The following is a 14,494-nucleotide window of genomic DNA, read 5'->3' on the forward strand; positions in this document are numbered from 1 at the left end:
AGCAGCGGATTCCAAATCCGCGTGTTGGGAGTTCGAATCTCTCCACCCCTGCCATCTTCAAAGTGCATTTTTATGCATGAAAAAAGGCCACTCAATGAGTGGCCTTTTTGCTATCTGCGATTTATTTTATCGACGCTTTCTTCGCTTCTTTGTGATGCTTTTTGCTTTCACAACACGCCCACCTTTGGCGAAGCGATACCCCTTCTTTAACGTGCCGTTTCTTTTGACCCCGGTTTTAGCCATTCTTTTTTCCCTCTAAAATTGTTTCAATGATGGTTAAGCGTTTATCTTGCTTCCATAACACAACGAGTAACGCTATCCAGGTCGGTGATAAGCCCATGCTGTTCAGTGAGACGAGTAGCTCCATTACTTACCCCTGAATTTAAATGAAAAGAACTCCAGTAAGTAACGCACCATAGAACGAAACCCAAACGTGTCGATGACCACCGCGCCCACTATGTACCAATAGTACTCGGGCACAAATTCCAACGCTTTGAACCCTTCTTGAACATACTCCGCATAGTCTGGGATAAACGACAAGATCAGAGGAACAAACACCACCAAGAGAATGAACTCATCTTTAAGGCCGCGCTCTTTGAGGCTCACCCTATCTAAATCGGCGGCCTGTTCATCTCCAGACTGTAAACGCTTCACTTGAGCTTGGTGACGCTCTTGCTCGATCTCATCCTGTCGCTTGAGGGCATTCGCTTTATTGAGGCCGTGCTGCTTATAGGCATCAATGCCGCCAGTGATGAGGTTGGCGATGGCGCCTATCATGCGTAAACCCGTTTATCGAGCTCCACATGAGGCCCATCTTTAAAGCTGACCCAATCCCCACCCCAGATAATAGGCACATTCAGCTCTTTTGCCGCTTGTTTAAACGCCCAACTCACTTGTTCGTAATAACTAAAGCCCCACGTGACTTTGCTGTTTTCGTCATACACCACAAAATCAATCGCATGGCCTGACTGGTGCCGGCTTTTTTTACTGTAGCCATCGAGTTGGCTAGCGCCTTTTTTGAAGAGCGCATTTTGCTCTTCGGCCGTTCGCTTTCCCGAGGTAATGCCAAAATCAAACGGGGTTAACTCAATCGCCCTGCGAACCACGCGTTTGAGATCGCCATGAACCCCAATCATGCGAGACTCGCTTCTTGCTGATAACGCAAACTGATTGAGTGCTTTATCGACGGTTTTTTTGTTCATGAAATACACTCCTAGTAAAGTGAAGAGCACAACGAGCGCACTCAACTTTTTAATGGTCATTATTCAAAGTCCGGTAACAGGGTCACGAGTAACGATCGAGCGGTTTCGCGCTTGGAGAGAACCTCTTGGGGGACGTCTGCGCCGGTTTCTACTTTACGGACTAAGTAAAAATCGGTCGCATCAAGGTAATGTTTAGCCTTTGTGCGCCTTTCAGATTGCTCTTTATTTCGTTGAGCCTCTAGTGACAGGACAAAAGCCTCACCAGTCCATCGGTAGAGTTCGGGATTAATGGCGACGTCTTGCGTCAGTTGGACCTCTAAACTGATTAATTGAGTTGACGCTTGAGGCGCGTTAATCGTGACAATTCGCCCCTGCGTATCGACCTGTATCATCGCTCTAACTCCTTAAAGGTCGTTCGAGACACAATGCACACTTGAATATCAATATAATTGCAAGTAAATATGATTTTCTTCGCGTTGCTCGGGGTCAAAATAGGAATGAAATAAAATCGCATTGAAAAGCCAGCCACAAAGGGAACTACCATTGACCTATGGCTATTAGCTATCATCTCGTCATTATCATCAAAGCATTGAGACCAAAAGGTGACTTGATCTAAGTTCCTTGAATTTTCGCTATCCGCCCAACCCACTCGTACTTCCAGTAGCTCTACATCATCTGACAGAGAAAACTCTACTTGTCGGTTTGTGGCATCTGAAACTTGAGCATACTGGTTGCTTAATACTAATGACTGAAAACCACCGTTTCCCGTCTCATCACCACGACTGCCAATAGGGTTGTGAAGTTCAAACATTAGATAAACTCCCCAATACGAACACCATCACCAGCAACGCCTTCCAATGTAATGGCTTCATTGCTTTTGATAAGTACATGACCACCGGCGACAACCTCAATAAACCCTTGAACCAAAACAGAGCGATCATTATCTTGATAGGTTTGAATGAAGAGTCCTTTCCGCTCTTCCTTTCCCGCAATGCTTTGTTCATCTCCCGTTAAATCCAGATAGCCCGTATCGACCTTTTGCAAGGTGTAAAGGTCAGCAAGCTTCTTCACAGTTAGCGTGTCATTTTGAATGCGTGTCTTCACTTCTGCTTGAACGGCACTGACAGTGATGGGGGTTAAGATTTCGCTAATCGTGACGGAATTATTAATATCGATGTTTTGAGATTTGGTGCTGATGGGAATGTCCGCCACTTGATATTCAACCGTGACCGGTTCCGCTTGATGGTTAAAAAGTTCAAGCTCATCAAAACGAGTGATATCCACCGTATCACCCCGCCCGATTTCTGTAGGACGTAACGCGTCTCCGCGAAGCATGAGAGAATGGCTGGCTTCACGAATGATGAGGTATTTGCCTGCCTGACCCGCGTTAAACTGAATGCTTTCGCCAGCGTTTAAGGTATGGAGTTGTTTCATTTCTTACGCCCCGAGACTAAATAGGCCATGGTCATTAACGTGCCGAGAATACCCACCATAAGAGACACGTTTTTCAACAGCTCATTATTGCTTTCGTTCTCACCCGTTTGCTCTCTTGCTTTGGAAGCGTTCGCCATGGCAAGCGCGGCTTTGGTGGTTTCCGTTTGTTGACCCGCCATGGATTTAATCGAATCTATCGCGTGCTCACTAAGGTCAGCGTTAGTTCCTAACGCACTCTCACCAAAACTCAATGCCTCTTCGAGGGCACTTTCACCAAAATTAAACGACGTATCTACGGTCTCTGACGCCAAATCTAAGGCATTATTACCAAAGTGAAACGCTTCTTCCGCGGTCTTACCCGCCACCGCCATGGCGCCGTGGTCCGTCATGCTTAAATTAATGTCAGAGTTTTCTATTCCTGACAGAGCAAAGCCATTGTTATCACCACCAATCCCCTGACTGTTGCTTTTGTTGGTGGTCGTGGTGATGGTTTTCGCATTGCTCTTTGATTTACTCCGTCCACCCATGTCATCAAACCTTATTTGTAATACGTGCTCATTCTTGTGGGTCTCAATCTCTCGCACGGGCAATTGCAATTTACGTTGAATGTAGCGATAAGCGCCGCGCTGATTAAAGTGGGCGCGAATCGAATCAAACCCATGCGCCACTCCGTGATTGAGGGCACTGAGCGTCCCTATGGCCATGTCACCCGCTAAAGCCACCACAACCAGCTCCTTAGCGCCAGAGGGGGATTGCTCACCGCGTAGCAACATAAACGTGTCTTCGACTCGATAGAGGGACTCTCGCCCCGCTTTTACTTCAATTTCAGCCTTCTTTAGGTAGTCCCCAAGCGCTTGACTTAACTTCGGCTTGGCGTTTCCCCACGTTTCAGGAATTAAGTTACTTTCGAGTGAAAACATACAGCGCAAGAAGCGCGACGAGCGCTATTCCCCACCACGGTATGCCGTTATGACTGCCAAAGTTCATTGCGCCGGCCGTAAAGCCGCTGTTGTTGGTGGTGTTGGAGGTGTTCCCTGACTCTGCAGGTCCTGAAGACCCGCCCGTCAAACCACCGCCACCCGTTAAAGAAGTCAATGAGCCTAGCATGAGCGAAATACTCCCGATTTATAGGCAAGGTAGAGCAAAGCCATCACCGCCGTCGCAGTTAAGGTTTTTTTGAGCCCCTGACTCACTCCAAACCCGAGTGCCGTTCCCAGACCCAGACCGCCCAAACCGATGAAAAGTAATGGCATGCGCTAATCCTTTAAGAGAACAATGAGAAGAACCACCACCAAGAGCGCGGCAATCCCACCCCCGACATAAAGCAGGGTGTTATCTTTCACCACGGCAGAGCCCCCTTGTGGCGTCGTCACGGCATTGCCGTTATTGTCGACCGCCGGGGTATTTGGCTGCTGCGTGGTGTTGGGATTGGACGAATTTGCGTTGTGGCCAAATAACCAATCGGCATTTTCGCCCACGCTATCGAGTGCACCCTCACCAAACTCCAACAGGTCATCAAAAAAGCTCATGCGCGCTCCTTAGTATTTACCTGTGAGCATTTCAGGGCGAACCACTTTCACCGATTCAACCAAAATAGGGATTGAGCCGGCGACGTCACTCGTGGTCACTGAAAATTTCAAATTAGAGCTGTGTTGTGTAGGGAAGAGCTCATCAATAGAAAAACCACGCACAATCGGATCAAAGTGAAAGTAACCCGCTTGCGGGGTACGTTCGTTTCGTTTAGCGTTCGCTTCATTGATGAATTTGTTGGCTTCGTACTCTTTCACAAAGTCACGTTCCACCTCGAGCTTAGTGATCCCCGCGTACATAAAGTGCGCACGACGCAAGCTGATTAACGGACTTGAGACTAAGCTCGTAAATTCGTTTACCCCTTCTGCGTTCGCTGGCATGGTTTCACGCTTTATCATTGGAACCAAGATTCGGGCAGGTTGCGCATTGGTGACCCAGGCATGAACTTGAATAGACAGGGGATCACCGCCGGTTTTCGCTTTGAACTGAACATCCAAGTGGATGTTATCGCCCGCTTCTGTCACCAGCCCCGTGTAGCGAACCCCATTTTTAGTGCGAGCGGTAATGTCACTGAATGGGATCACGTAATGGCCGGTGGTATGAGCACGTTGCTTGTAACGCTCTAACATGAGGATCTCACTGCCCGTTAAGACATAGATTTCTTCTGCGTTCAGCGTAATAGACAAGCGTTCAATCTCGGCGGCCTCGGCATTCGTCTCTAACACTAACTCATGGTAAGTCGGCCCAACAGGAATAGGCAGCGTGCCTTTTTGTCCCCAAGCGGCCCCGACCATGGAATTCAGTTTGATTGGTTTTACTGACATGTTTGTCTCTCCTTAAAACCAGCCACGTTTGCCGTTGATGAGTTGTTTGACTGCTTCTAACGTTGAGACGTTATTAATGATGGCAATCATCAGTAAGGTCAGGACAACAGCAATCAAGATGTTTTTATGCTGAGCTTTCATACACTCCCCTGTCTCTCGACGTTGGATCTTGAATAATCAAATGAAGTGTTTATCAAAGAGGAAAAAGGTTGAAAAAGAAAGGAAGCGTTACCTATAGGTTAGATGGGTAACCTATAGGTTAAAAAGGGCGGTTACCGGTAGTTCAAATTGAGTGTTGAGCCTGACTGACAGTTCAACGCCTTATGCTCAATATTACCAATACCATCACGGATCAAGAGGTATTCCGCGATCGGTTTTCCAATACGTTGCTTGTTGACCTTAGCGGATTTCAACGTCGCAATAGTATTCACATCCAACCCGCGTTTATCCGCGATCCATTGAGCATCACTCAGAGAATTAACTGCGCCCACCCACCAAACACTGGATTGCTCGGTCACGGTTTTCGGGACCTCTTGACCTCGTTGAAATATGGAGTGCACCACAAGGCCATACTGACGCCCGCCACGCAACAGCTCACCCGCACGACCTCGAAGTTTGCCAGAGGTTTCTACGCAGGAGGCTAACTCTTCAATCACCGTATAGAGCCGGCTAGCGCGGCCGTTCCCTACCGACCACACCACCGACGCGAAAAATTCCAACTCTCCACCGGTTGCCCCATTGGCTGGAATGTACGCCAACTTAAACGAGCCGCCACGACGACGCGCCATCACCAGCGATTTCACAAAGATTAAGCGTGATGAGGTACCGTGGCACATTTGCCCTTGAAACTTATTTCCCGCGTAGTTGGTGTAGGGGTCAAAAAAGACCGCTTGTGCGGTTTTCGGGATTAACCCCAAATGCTTAACCGCTGAGGTTTTCCCCCCTCCCGTTCCCGCCACATAAAGGGTGTGCTCGGCATCAAAGGACGGGTTAGCATTAACGGGATTCGGTAGGGCTAGGGGTTTGGGTTTGTTCACTTTCGGTCTCCTTGGCTTGCATCAAGGCAGCCATTTGTTGTTTGGACGCGTAGATCAAGCCCAAAACCGCAAGCAGTAGCGTCGCCTCTTCGATGTAGTCCCCAAACACCCCCATCAAGGTTGAGCCATGTTTGGCAAAGACCGGCTGCGCGGCATCGATAACGGCTTGTTTCCCTTTACCGTCGAATTCAAACTCAACCCCTGAAATCATGGACGTGGCTTGTTCGGTCAAAGCGAACACAACATCCAGTAAGCCCGCCATGGCTTCGGTTTTATCTTCGGTTACCGTTTCGGTTGAGCCGGTTAGGCTAACTGGTTCGCTTTCGGTTTGCTCTTGCTGTTCAAGCTGATCAATGACCGCGCCAAAATCCCCCCAATCATCCACCGCTGCTGACTCATTCAACAAGACTTCATTCGTTTGCTCCATGCTCACCCCCTTGCGTTGGTTCGGTTGGGGCTTTCGGTTTGGGCAGCAGTTGAGAAAATGCCCAGATGAGGAAGATAACCGACACCAACGCTGCTACGACTCGTTTAAAGGAAAACTTGCCTTGGTTTTTTTCTGTTTCTTCATCGCTGCCCGTTTCGGTTACCGCTCGGTTGGAAACCGCGTCTTTACTGGTTTCTTGTGTTTCTTCCGGTTCGGTTAACCCCTCGGTTAGTTCGGTTACCTCTGTTCGGTTAGGTTCGGTTATCAAAACCGGATCAACCACCGACAGTTTATCGGTGACTGTCGGTTGAAGTTCGGTTGAGTCAGCGACAAGATTCGCTTTAATGAACTTGGTCACTTCATGGCTATGTGAGCTGTTACCGCACTTTGGGCAACGGTAATACATCAACCCAATGTTGCGGCTGTTTTTAGGCGGCTCCCCTGTAGCAATCAGTTTCCCTTCACCCACTTGATGAGCGCTGGCGACCGACTGACAAACTGGGCAAGAGAGATACCCACGGATTGGGTTTTTATGTTCAGCCATGATCCACCTCTGCACTTTCCATCTCATCAAGCTGCTGCTTTTGAACCTCTACCACTGCACGGTATTTCAGGCGAGCCACCCCATTGAGCTTTTCGAGGTGCTCAAGCTGCTCAAACAAGTTAACGGGAAGGCCTAACGCCTCCAGTGAAAGGTTGCCACTCATCAACATTCCCATGGCTTTTTTCATGAGTGCGCCGGTGTCCATTTCTTTAAAACGGTCAATTTCCACTTTTAGGCTGGCGGTCAGCTTATCAGCCGCATCGAGGGCGGATAAATCTCGTTGACACTCCTCAAGCGATAGTCTTTTCATTGTCTTCCCCTGTCTCTCGACGTTGGTATTGGATAAAAGGCCCCTGATTCACATCGTTGGCGTGGGTTAAGTCACTCCCAGTCTTCCATTTATCAGGCTGAGAGTGGTGTGCTTATCAATGGGGATTTTCGCCCCCATCGACAGCGGTTTAAGCAAGCATTGAACCCCTTTTACGCTCCATCCGGTCACGTCCATTAAGGCTTTTTCGAGCGGGGATATCTCCATTTCCTGAGGTGGGTTACACTTATTTTCAGTGCTCCAAGGGACAGCGCTCCGCGCTTTTTTCCACGCGTCCACATCGCACTTCGCCACCACCGAAAAGTGATCGCGGCAGGTCTCGATCACGTGACCTAACCATTCCAACCCGATCACCCGTTTGGTGGTTTCGCCGTACTGGTTAATCTGCGTTTCATGAGCGAGGCGTAAATCCCCAATGTGCTGAGTAAATTCTTTCCATCGTGATTTATCCGCATGCTCATGTAAGTCGATTAACGCTTCATCAATCGCCACATCGGCTTTGTTCGCGCGTCTGAGTTGTCGCCATAGACCAACCGCTGGGGAGCCCGATTGAGAGAACTGTTTGATGCCCCACGCACTAGCCCAAGCGCGGACAGAAAGAGCCTTACTGGCCGCGTTACCCTCTGGGAGGTGTGCCCCGTTGATGTTCTTAGAGATGTATTTGATGATGTAGCCAGTAGCGCTGCCTTTTTTAGGGTTGCAAGGTTTCGCGTGAAAACGGGCTTTGCGTTTCTTTTTGTTGTAGAGCTCGTCGGCATCTTCACTTCGGGCGATATTTGCACAAATGCGCATGAGGTCGGCTTTGTATTCTGCAGGGCAATAAACAAAGGCATGAAGATGAGGTGTCCCGTCTTTGTGGGGCTCGGCCACCCGTAGGCCAAACCAAGGAATGTCTTGTTTGGCGAAGTGGGCGCGGGCCAGTCTCCATTGCTCCATCAGGTTTTGATGCGCTTCTTTGACGGTGCAGCCGTTCCACTTAGACGAATTGCGGTGATATTTAGACGGGAGTGTCCATGTGATGAAGACCCCTTCGAATCCCATATCGATCGCACGCTCTTCATCCCCGCGACTGCGAACCACCAATTCAATGTACCGATTATCTGGATTGGCGGTCGTACGAGAGGCCACCTCATCGAGATTGAATTCTTGCAGGGTGTCGTGGTTGATGACCACCATGCTTTTCATGAAGGCTTCGGACTCGCGTAATTGCTGCTTGAAGTTGGAGAGAGTCAGGCGCGACACATAGCGATGTTGACTGGGTTGTTCTCCGACATTGCCAAGGGTGACTTGAGCGTGTTCAATGTAGCGCTTGCGAAGGCGTTTGAATTTACGCACTAAGTTTTTAGGGTCTATACAACGACGAATCGCGCACTCTAATAAGATCTCAGCGTCACGAACCGTGAGGGTTTGACCGATATCACGCGTGTCGGCACTCGAAGGCTCGATGAAGACCTTGAGTATCAAGTCTCGGATTTGTTCAAAGGCATAATGCAGGGCGTGATAGTAATCGGTGGGGCTCTCAGGAATGCCATCAAGACGCGCTTCGGTGTCGGTCACGGCAATATCATTGATGATATCGACAAAGGCCACGGTGAGTTGAATGGCGAAATTTTTAAGCGCATCATCGCTCATCAAGATGTCGTGCGTCAGTTCGAGCGGTTTGGGCTCATGGCTGACGAAGCCAAACGGAAATTTTTGGGTAAAGTGGTGGGCGACCTTATCCACAAAGCTGACGCGTTCGGTGATGAATAAGGTGAGATTACGGTCGGTCGGATTGCTGCGCTTTTTCCTCAGTCCTAGTTTAAGTTCCAGATCTTGACGCATCATCACCGGCAGGTGCGCCGTGAGATTGGAGACATACTGACTTAACGACAGAGTGATGTTGGGTTGATGGAATTGTTTGTAGGTACTCATATCCAACCTTAAGTTTTTCCTTTACTCACTGTTCCCCAAGGCTCGATACAACCTCGTTCGGTGCAGGTGTAATTCAAGGGTTTAGGTGTCGGTTTAACGCGCTTTTTAATGCCGTGCTTTTGTCTTAGCTTCGATATTAAGAAACGCGCTCTCTCGGTTTTTTCTGGGTCAAAGTCTTTGAGCCCTTCCATGTCGGGGCAGGGCTTGTGGATAGGGTCAGTGATAGGTAAGTCAACACTGGACACGGCCTCTTGGTAAGACACATTTCCCATGAGCATTACTTTGGTAAGTCAGGCCACGGACTGCCTGAATTCATGATGCGATAAACATCCGCTTCATTCTCTTTGTCATTCAGAGAGTCGGCATAGAACCCCCAGTAACGCTTTATCCTTTCTGTTTTGCCGTCTAACCCTGTATCGAGGCATTGAATGAACGCAAAACCGCGCCCGTGGGTTCGGGCAAAGTGGAGCTGGCATTTTGGGTGATTGCTGTCATAGACAAGGTTGTTTTCGGTTTGGACTTTCATTGGGCTAACTCCTTGCTGGGTGCTTCGTTGAACAAGTACATCTTTGTGCAAGCGTCATCAATGGATTGGGCTAAGCGGTGTTCGCCGCTGGTTTCGGCGTAGACGCGAACTTCATGTAAACGCTCAAGAATCGATTCATGAATGAGCTCAGACTGCGCTTGAGACACCAAGCTTGATGGGGCGCTTTCTTTTAAGCAGTGCATATCTTGGTGGTACGCTTCCACCCAAAAACGGTAGAGGTGTTGAGTGACGTCGGCGTGAGTCATGAGCTTATCCTTGTACGACTATGCGCAAATCACCTTCAAGCGGGATGATGGCAAGATTGGTGGCCATGAAAGACGCAGGGTGACCGGCTCGGTCTTCCATTTCTGACACGGCGTGAGAGAAATTCGAGGAGTGCTCATTGGCTGGCACCACTTCCACCGGTAGGCATCTTTTGTTTGAGAAGATTTGAACAAGAGGGATCATGACTTCTTCCTCAATATCGACAGTTTGAACTGTCCCGCTTCCATACGAGCCGCGAGTTCGACGAGGTCGACATACCGCTTCCCTGCATCAAGCTCTTTTTCCACTTCGGGTAAATCGGCGTTATCGAGACGATCGAGTACCTGTCTTTCACTCATTCCGTGAGAACGTGCAAATAAAGGCACAGACATGAATAACGCGGGCAGCATTGGCATGTGATATCCTCGTAGGTTTAATGATTTTCGTGAAATACACGGAAATATGATGAAGCTAATTCTAAACTACGGCGTTTGCCGTGGTTTAAATGTACGGCAATAGCCGTAGTGAGGTCAAGAGTGGAATTGGGGAAAAAAATCAAAGCAATTCGAATTTCAGAAAAATTAAGTCAGGAAGAAATGTCGCAACTTATTGATATATCGATAGGTGCACAAAGAGACTATGAACAAGAAAGAAGAATTCCAAAAGGTGATTTTTTGATGAAGATCACAAAGCATGAGCGCTTCAAAAAGTATGCATATTGGTTGGTGACCGATGAAGTACTTCCTGAGTCGGGCCAGATTAGTCCCGACTTCTCTATACTATCAGAGCTCGGAATTGTCGAAAAAACAACCAACAACAAGAAACTTGCCTAACGGTTTGCTTGCTTAAATACTATCGATGGGGGAAGAATGATTTTAAAGAAGAATGCGAATTATTATTCAAGTCTGGCCCCTAATCAGGTGTTTGATAGTGAGCGAAAGGCCATGCAACTTGATAAGCGGTTGGCCTTAAAACTTGAGCGGGAATGTGCAGGGAAAGACTTTCGAACGCTGGATGAATTGATCACGCTTTGGTATCGAATGCATGGTAAAACGCTACGTGATCATATTCGGTTGAGAAAGAGTCTTTATCGAATATCAGAACGTTTGGGTCACCCAATTGCGAGCGATTTCACCAGTAAAGATTTTGCGCATTACCGAGAGCAACGCAGTATCGAAGTGACGACGACCACCATAAACCGAGAGCATGCCTATCTTAGGGCGATGTTTAACGAATTGGAGAGGTTAGGGGTGATTGAGTTTGAGAACCCGTTGATTAAAATTCGTCAGTTCAAAGAGCGTGAAAAAGAGTTGAGGTATTTGGAGCATGATGAGATCGCAAGGCTCTTGGGTTCGTGTCAAACGTTCAGTAACCGGTCTTTGATTTTTATCGTGAAGATTTGTTTAGCCACAGGAGCTAGGTGGGGGGAGGCGGAAAGTCTAAAGCCCTCACAAATCAAAAATAATCAGATCACGTTTTTGAATACCAAATCATCCAAGAATCGCACCGTGCCGATTAATCAAACGCTTTATGATGAACTCACTACTCTGGAGCCTATCAGTGAAGACAGGATGTTTTTAAACAGCTTATCGACTTTTCGAAAGGCGGTTGCAGGGGCAAAAATTGACTTACCTAAAGGACAAATGACTCACGTTCTGCGTCATACCTTTGCGAGTCATTATGTGATGAATGGCGGTAATATTGTGAAGTTAAGAGATGTGTTGGGTCATAGCGAAATAACAACGACCATGCGTTATGCGCACTTAGCCCCAGAGCACCTAGAAGAAACTTTGATGCTTAATCCTTTGAATCAGCATCAAAACACGATGGGTTCTTAAATTTTAGGCTGATAATTAGGTGTCTGTTTGGGGAATCCAGATAGTCCTGTTAAGCTACGCTACCATTTGACCTAACCGTTGTGCCGTAAACACTAAAGCCAATTTAAACCGAAATGCCGAGAGTTGTGAATTACTTTCTAATTCTTTGTTATAAGTTATTGTTTATAATTATATTTATGACTTTTATCACAACATAAAAGCAAAAAAATAATAATATGCGTTAAAACACATAATTAAGAGGTGAGTATGAGCTTTATCGACATAAAAAATAAAAACGGTACAGCGGACAAAAATCCGCCTGCTGGCTATAAAAGTTGGTTGAATTTCTGGGAAAGTAAAAAGAGAAAAAAAGCAACTACATGCGAAGTTTTATCTTGCTCAGGCGATCCTGATGTAGGTGGACATGTAATCAAATCTGGTGCAGGAAGTAAGGAGTACATCCTGCCCATTTGCTACTCATGCAATAACAAGTCAGAGGACTCTATTTTCAAAGCATGGGAAAACGATCTAGTCTCAGTCAAGTAAACTAATACTGTGCCAAATTATCATGATAATTTGGCACAAATGGCCAATTAAGGTGTAAATCACTCTTAAACGCTTGTATGTTCATTACTTAAACCAATTTAACTAACCCTCCGTAACCGCTAACCAACCCTCCTAAGACTAAGAGTATTACGCCTACATATTCATCTCTAATTGCTTGGATAACGGGGTTAACTTTACTAGCATCTTCCATTTGACCAAGTGAGTTAAAAGTGCCCATCTTATTGTGATATTTATGAAAAGCTGCATCAGGATTTGATGCGTTGTTAATAAAGTTGTGCTTTAGTGTCAATAATAACCCAATGATTGACACAACAGAGCCTGATCCTGAAAAAAGTGCAATATTATCAAACCTACAAGCGTAGAAGTATGAGTAGTACATAACTGTAATTGAAATTCCCAATGATACTTCTCGTTGCATTAACTTTTTGATCCAGTTTTTATTCAAGTAGAAAGATGGCCATTCTTCAAGTTTTACTTCTTCCAAATTACCTCCGGAGCCGAGCTCCCTGTTAAGGTGAGTAACGAAAAGCTACTGAAAACCATATCAAATTGTTTAAGCACCGTTAGCTCATATCTTTAAACCATTGTGAGCATTTCCATCTCAAATAGAACAGTAACGTCAAGCTTAGGGAGAAGAGTGCAATTATCGCGGCATCCATGAGGTATGGACTACCGAAGAGCGTAGCTTCCACTTCTGATAGTGCTATTAGTGCTGATGCTGTAATGGACAATATCAATGGATCAATCGCTTCATCTGGTCCTGGGGTAAACAGCATATAACCTAACTCAATCGCTGAAGAAACAAGTAATGAACCACCAATGATTGATAGGAAAGCCTTGTTGTACAATTTTTCAGCTAAAAATAAGGATTCAAATTGAATATCTGCAAACTGAAAAACCTTTAGAAACACAGTGTAGAAGATGAACAAACCAACAGAAAACTGAAGTAAAACACGCACGACTTCTACTTTAGGTTTTGCATATTTATAAAGTTCGTCAGCTAGTTCTTTTGGTGGCTTCAAGGAAGTCGTTTTAGGGGAATTGTCACTCATTTTAGTACTCGGGCTGATAAGGGGGTTTGTATGTAAGTGGAGGCTATAATCTTATATTTCAAGGTGTTATAACGCATAGTTAAGGGTGTAATGCTGTCTAGACCAACTTTCCTTAGACCATTTTCACCACAAAAACTAACCGCATACCAAAAATGTCACGCGGCCTGAATCCCTTTTGAACGCTTTGTATGTTAGAAATATTCTTACAACATAAGTTATTTTCTAGTTATTGGTCCCACTACATCATCTATTGAAACAAACACTTGAAGATGAATATCTGCATTTGAATTAGCACTGTAATCATATACAGAAAATGACATACTCACTGAGTAACTTCCATCATCTACATCTACTATCCAACCTTCTTTAAAATCTGCATTTAGATAATAGGAACTTGGTTCGTTATTTTTTAAATGTTCCATAATTGCAGAGACCGCAAGTTCCTTATGGCAACAAAGATTACTTAAATCGGTATATCTTCTTCTCATACTTGACCTAATGCTCCTAACGCTAACTAGAGGATTAAAAATTGTCTTTTCTGCTTCTATGATGCCGTATTTACGATTGGATTTAAATTTAAATCAATGGCTTAGATGGAGGTTTTGTAGCTTGGATTATTGTAGGCAACCTAAATTTATACACTCGCTATTTCGGACGAAACCAACTCATATTCAAAGAATTATCCTAAACCACTTTTGGGCAAAATTAATTATCTACTTTTTATTGACGAAGTGGAGTGATGAGCTAAAATTTTAGTCAAATAAAACACAGAAATAGACAGAAATACTCGCACTTCTGTTTTGTGTTACATCTAATTATCTGTTTTAAATTTGGTTTTGTAGAATTCCAAATCCGCGTGTTGGGAGTTCGAATCTCTCCACCCCTGCCATATTTAAGGCTCTAGCAGAAATGCTAGAGCCTTTTTTATTATAATGGTTTCGCTTAATTCGTGTAATTTGGATATGTTGATATTCGAACCTTAACGCTTCCGTAATAGTTTGAAGATCTAGTCGAAGAGGGAGGTCTTT

At 45.9% G+C, this 14,494-nt stretch carries 27 protein-coding genes; 4 read left to right on the forward strand and 23 right to left on the reverse strand.

Annotated elements, in window-relative coordinates; all coding sequences use genetic code 11:
* The coding region (locus ACED42_RS14415) for a hypothetical protein (protein ID WP_207895551.1) at positions 1 to 259 on the forward strand (259 nt) is incomplete at its 5' end.
* A 107-nt stretch (positions 260 to 366) separates the two neighbouring features.
* On the opposite strand, the gene ACED42_RS14420 is transcribed toward ACED42_RS14415, so the two are convergent.
* The 20 genes from ACED42_RS14420 to ACED42_RS14515 form a co-directional block, all read right to left on the reverse strand.
* Positions 367 to 777 (reverse strand): hypothetical protein, encoded by a 411-nt coding sequence (locus ACED42_RS14420; RefSeq protein ID WP_048658794.1) that lies wholly within the window; start codon positions 775 to 777, stop codon positions 367 to 369.
* Complete coding sequence (locus ACED42_RS14425; protein ID WP_048658793.1) at positions 774 to 1,202, reverse strand: M15 family metallopeptidase; 429 nt, start codon at positions 1,200 to 1,202, stop codon at positions 774 to 776. Before ACED42_RS14425 ends, ACED42_RS14420 begins: the two co-directional genes overlap by 4 nt.
* Before the next feature lie 59 nt (positions 1,203 to 1,261).
* Entirely contained in the window at positions 1,262 to 1,594 is a 333-nt protein-coding gene (locus tag ACED42_RS14430) for a hypothetical protein (RefSeq protein ID WP_048658792.1), read from the reverse strand.
* Positions 1,591 to 2,013 (reverse strand): hypothetical protein, encoded by a 423-nt coding sequence (locus ACED42_RS14435; RefSeq protein WP_048658791.1) that lies wholly within the window; start codon positions 2,011 to 2,013, stop codon positions 1,591 to 1,593. Before ACED42_RS14435 ends, ACED42_RS14430 begins: the two co-directional genes overlap by 4 nt.
* Positions 2,013 to 2,636: a hypothetical protein gene (locus ACED42_RS14440; RefSeq protein ID WP_371703042.1), complete on the reverse strand. Its 624-nt coding sequence runs from the start codon at positions 2,634 to 2,636 to the stop codon at positions 2,013 to 2,015. Before ACED42_RS14440 ends, ACED42_RS14435 begins: the two co-directional genes overlap by 1 nt.
* Complete coding sequence (locus ACED42_RS14445) at positions 2,633 to 3,556, reverse strand: hypothetical protein (protein WP_371703044.1); 924 nt, start codon at positions 3,554 to 3,556, stop codon at positions 2,633 to 2,635. Before ACED42_RS14445 ends, ACED42_RS14440 begins: the two co-directional genes overlap by 4 nt.
* Positions 3,537 to 3,743: a hypothetical protein gene (locus tag ACED42_RS14450; protein WP_017083727.1), complete on the reverse strand. Its 207-nt coding sequence runs from the start codon at positions 3,741 to 3,743 to the stop codon at positions 3,537 to 3,539. The genes ACED42_RS14445 and ACED42_RS14450 overlap by 20 nt, the downstream gene beginning before the upstream one ends.
* Positions 3,737 to 3,889 carry a hypothetical protein gene (locus ACED42_RS14455; protein ID WP_198594945.1) on the reverse strand — a complete coding sequence of 51 codons (153 nt, stop codon included), beginning with the start codon at positions 3,887 to 3,889 and terminating at the stop codon, positions 3,737 to 3,739. Before ACED42_RS14455 ends, ACED42_RS14450 begins: the two co-directional genes overlap by 7 nt.
* A gap of 3 nt (positions 3,890 to 3,892) precedes the next feature.
* Positions 3,893 to 4,165, reverse strand: coding sequence for a hypothetical protein (locus ACED42_RS14460; RefSeq protein WP_057623489.1), 273 nt, complete (start codon positions 4,163 to 4,165; stop codon positions 3,893 to 3,895).
* Between the two features lie 9 nt (positions 4,166 to 4,174).
* The gene (locus tag ACED42_RS14465) at positions 4,175 to 4,990 is read right to left on the reverse strand and encodes a major capsid protein P2 (protein WP_371703045.1); all 816 of its coding nucleotides are present in this window, start codon (positions 4,988 to 4,990) and stop codon (positions 4,175 to 4,177) included.
* Between the two features lie 12 nt (positions 4,991 to 5,002).
* A complete protein-coding gene (locus ACED42_RS14470; RefSeq protein ID WP_017081565.1) occupies positions 5,003 to 5,131 on the reverse strand; it encodes a hypothetical protein in 129 nt (42 codons plus the stop codon).
* Positions 5,132 to 5,262: 131 nt separating this feature from the next.
* Entirely contained in the window at positions 5,263 to 6,027 is a 765-nt protein-coding gene (locus ACED42_RS14475; protein ID WP_029225522.1) for a hypothetical protein, read from the reverse strand.
* Entirely contained in the window at positions 5,987 to 6,454 is a 468-nt protein-coding gene (locus ACED42_RS14480) for a hypothetical protein (RefSeq protein WP_132715155.1), read from the reverse strand. The genes ACED42_RS14475 and ACED42_RS14480 overlap by 41 nt, the downstream gene beginning before the upstream one ends.
* The gene (locus ACED42_RS14485; RefSeq protein ID WP_017081719.1) at positions 6,438 to 6,998 is read right to left on the reverse strand and encodes a hypothetical protein; all 561 of its coding nucleotides are present in this window, start codon (positions 6,996 to 6,998) and stop codon (positions 6,438 to 6,440) included. Before ACED42_RS14485 ends, ACED42_RS14480 begins: the two co-directional genes overlap by 17 nt.
* Positions 6,991 to 7,308, reverse strand: a complete 318-nt coding sequence (locus tag ACED42_RS14490; protein WP_280604654.1) for a hypothetical protein — start codon at positions 7,306 to 7,308, stop codon at positions 6,991 to 6,993. Before ACED42_RS14490 ends, ACED42_RS14485 begins: the two co-directional genes overlap by 8 nt.
* A gap of 66 nt (positions 7,309 to 7,374) precedes the next feature.
* Positions 7,375 to 9,240, reverse strand: coding sequence for a replication endonuclease (locus ACED42_RS14495; RefSeq protein ID WP_371703048.1), 1,866 nt, complete (start codon positions 9,238 to 9,240; stop codon positions 7,375 to 7,377).
* A gap of 8 nt (positions 9,241 to 9,248) precedes the next feature.
* Entirely contained in the window at positions 9,249 to 9,512 is a 264-nt protein-coding gene (locus tag ACED42_RS14500; protein WP_048658866.1) for a hypothetical protein, read from the reverse strand.
* 5 nt (positions 9,513 to 9,517) lie between these two features.
* Complete coding sequence (locus ACED42_RS14505) at positions 9,518 to 9,766, reverse strand: hypothetical protein (RefSeq protein WP_371703050.1); 249 nt, start codon at positions 9,764 to 9,766, stop codon at positions 9,518 to 9,520.
* The gene (locus ACED42_RS14510) at positions 9,763 to 10,032 is read right to left on the reverse strand and encodes a hypothetical protein (RefSeq protein ID WP_136984500.1); all 270 of its coding nucleotides are present in this window, start codon (positions 10,030 to 10,032) and stop codon (positions 9,763 to 9,765) included. Before ACED42_RS14510 ends, ACED42_RS14505 begins: the two co-directional genes overlap by 4 nt.
* A gap of 198 nt (positions 10,033 to 10,230) precedes the next feature.
* Positions 10,231 to 10,446, reverse strand: a complete 216-nt coding sequence (locus ACED42_RS14515) for a hypothetical protein (RefSeq protein WP_017084672.1) — start codon at positions 10,444 to 10,446, stop codon at positions 10,231 to 10,233.
* Positions 10,447 to 10,566: 120 nt separating this feature from the next.
* On the opposite strand from ACED42_RS14515, the gene ACED42_RS14520 reads away from it, so the two are divergent.
* The 3 genes from ACED42_RS14520 to ACED42_RS14530 all read left to right on the forward strand — a co-directional run bounded on the left by ACED42_RS14520 (position 10,567) and on the right by ACED42_RS14530 (position 12,393).
* The gene (locus tag ACED42_RS14520; protein ID WP_017099388.1) at positions 10,567 to 10,863 is read left to right on the forward strand and encodes a helix-turn-helix domain-containing protein; all 297 of its coding nucleotides are present in this window, start codon (positions 10,567 to 10,569) and stop codon (positions 10,861 to 10,863) included.
* Between the two features lie 36 nt (positions 10,864 to 10,899).
* Complete coding sequence (locus ACED42_RS14525) at positions 10,900 to 11,868, forward strand: tyrosine-type recombinase/integrase (protein ID WP_371703052.1); 969 nt, start codon at positions 10,900 to 10,902, stop codon at positions 11,866 to 11,868.
* Positions 11,869 to 12,114: 246 nt separating this feature from the next.
* The gene (locus tag ACED42_RS14530; protein WP_371703054.1) at positions 12,115 to 12,393 is read left to right on the forward strand and encodes a hypothetical protein; all 279 of its coding nucleotides are present in this window, start codon (positions 12,115 to 12,117) and stop codon (positions 12,391 to 12,393) included.
* An 88-nt stretch (positions 12,394 to 12,481) separates the two neighbouring features.
* On the opposite strand, the gene ACED42_RS14535 is transcribed toward ACED42_RS14530, so the two are convergent.
* The 3 genes from ACED42_RS14535 to ACED42_RS14545 all read right to left on the reverse strand — a co-directional run bounded on the left by ACED42_RS14535 (position 12,482) and on the right by ACED42_RS14545 (position 13,954).
* Positions 12,482 to 12,898 (reverse strand): hypothetical protein, encoded by a 417-nt coding sequence (locus ACED42_RS14535; RefSeq protein ID WP_371703056.1) that lies wholly within the window; start codon positions 12,896 to 12,898, stop codon positions 12,482 to 12,484.
* A gap of 79 nt (positions 12,899 to 12,977) precedes the next feature.
* A complete protein-coding gene (locus tag ACED42_RS14540) occupies positions 12,978 to 13,466 on the reverse strand; it encodes a hypothetical protein (protein WP_371703058.1) in 489 nt (162 codons plus the stop codon).
* A 215-nt stretch (positions 13,467 to 13,681) separates the two neighbouring features.
* Positions 13,682 to 13,954, reverse strand: a complete 273-nt coding sequence (locus ACED42_RS14545) for a hypothetical protein (RefSeq protein ID WP_371703059.1) — start codon at positions 13,952 to 13,954, stop codon at positions 13,682 to 13,684.
* Positions 13,955 to 14,494: the final 540 nt, after the last annotated feature.

Origin of the sequence: Vibrio sp. FF145, assembly GCF_041439075.1 — a bacterium.
In the GTDB taxonomy this organism is placed as follows: domain Bacteria; phylum Pseudomonadota; class Gammaproteobacteria; order Enterobacterales; family Vibrionaceae; genus Vibrio; species Vibrio tasmaniensis_A.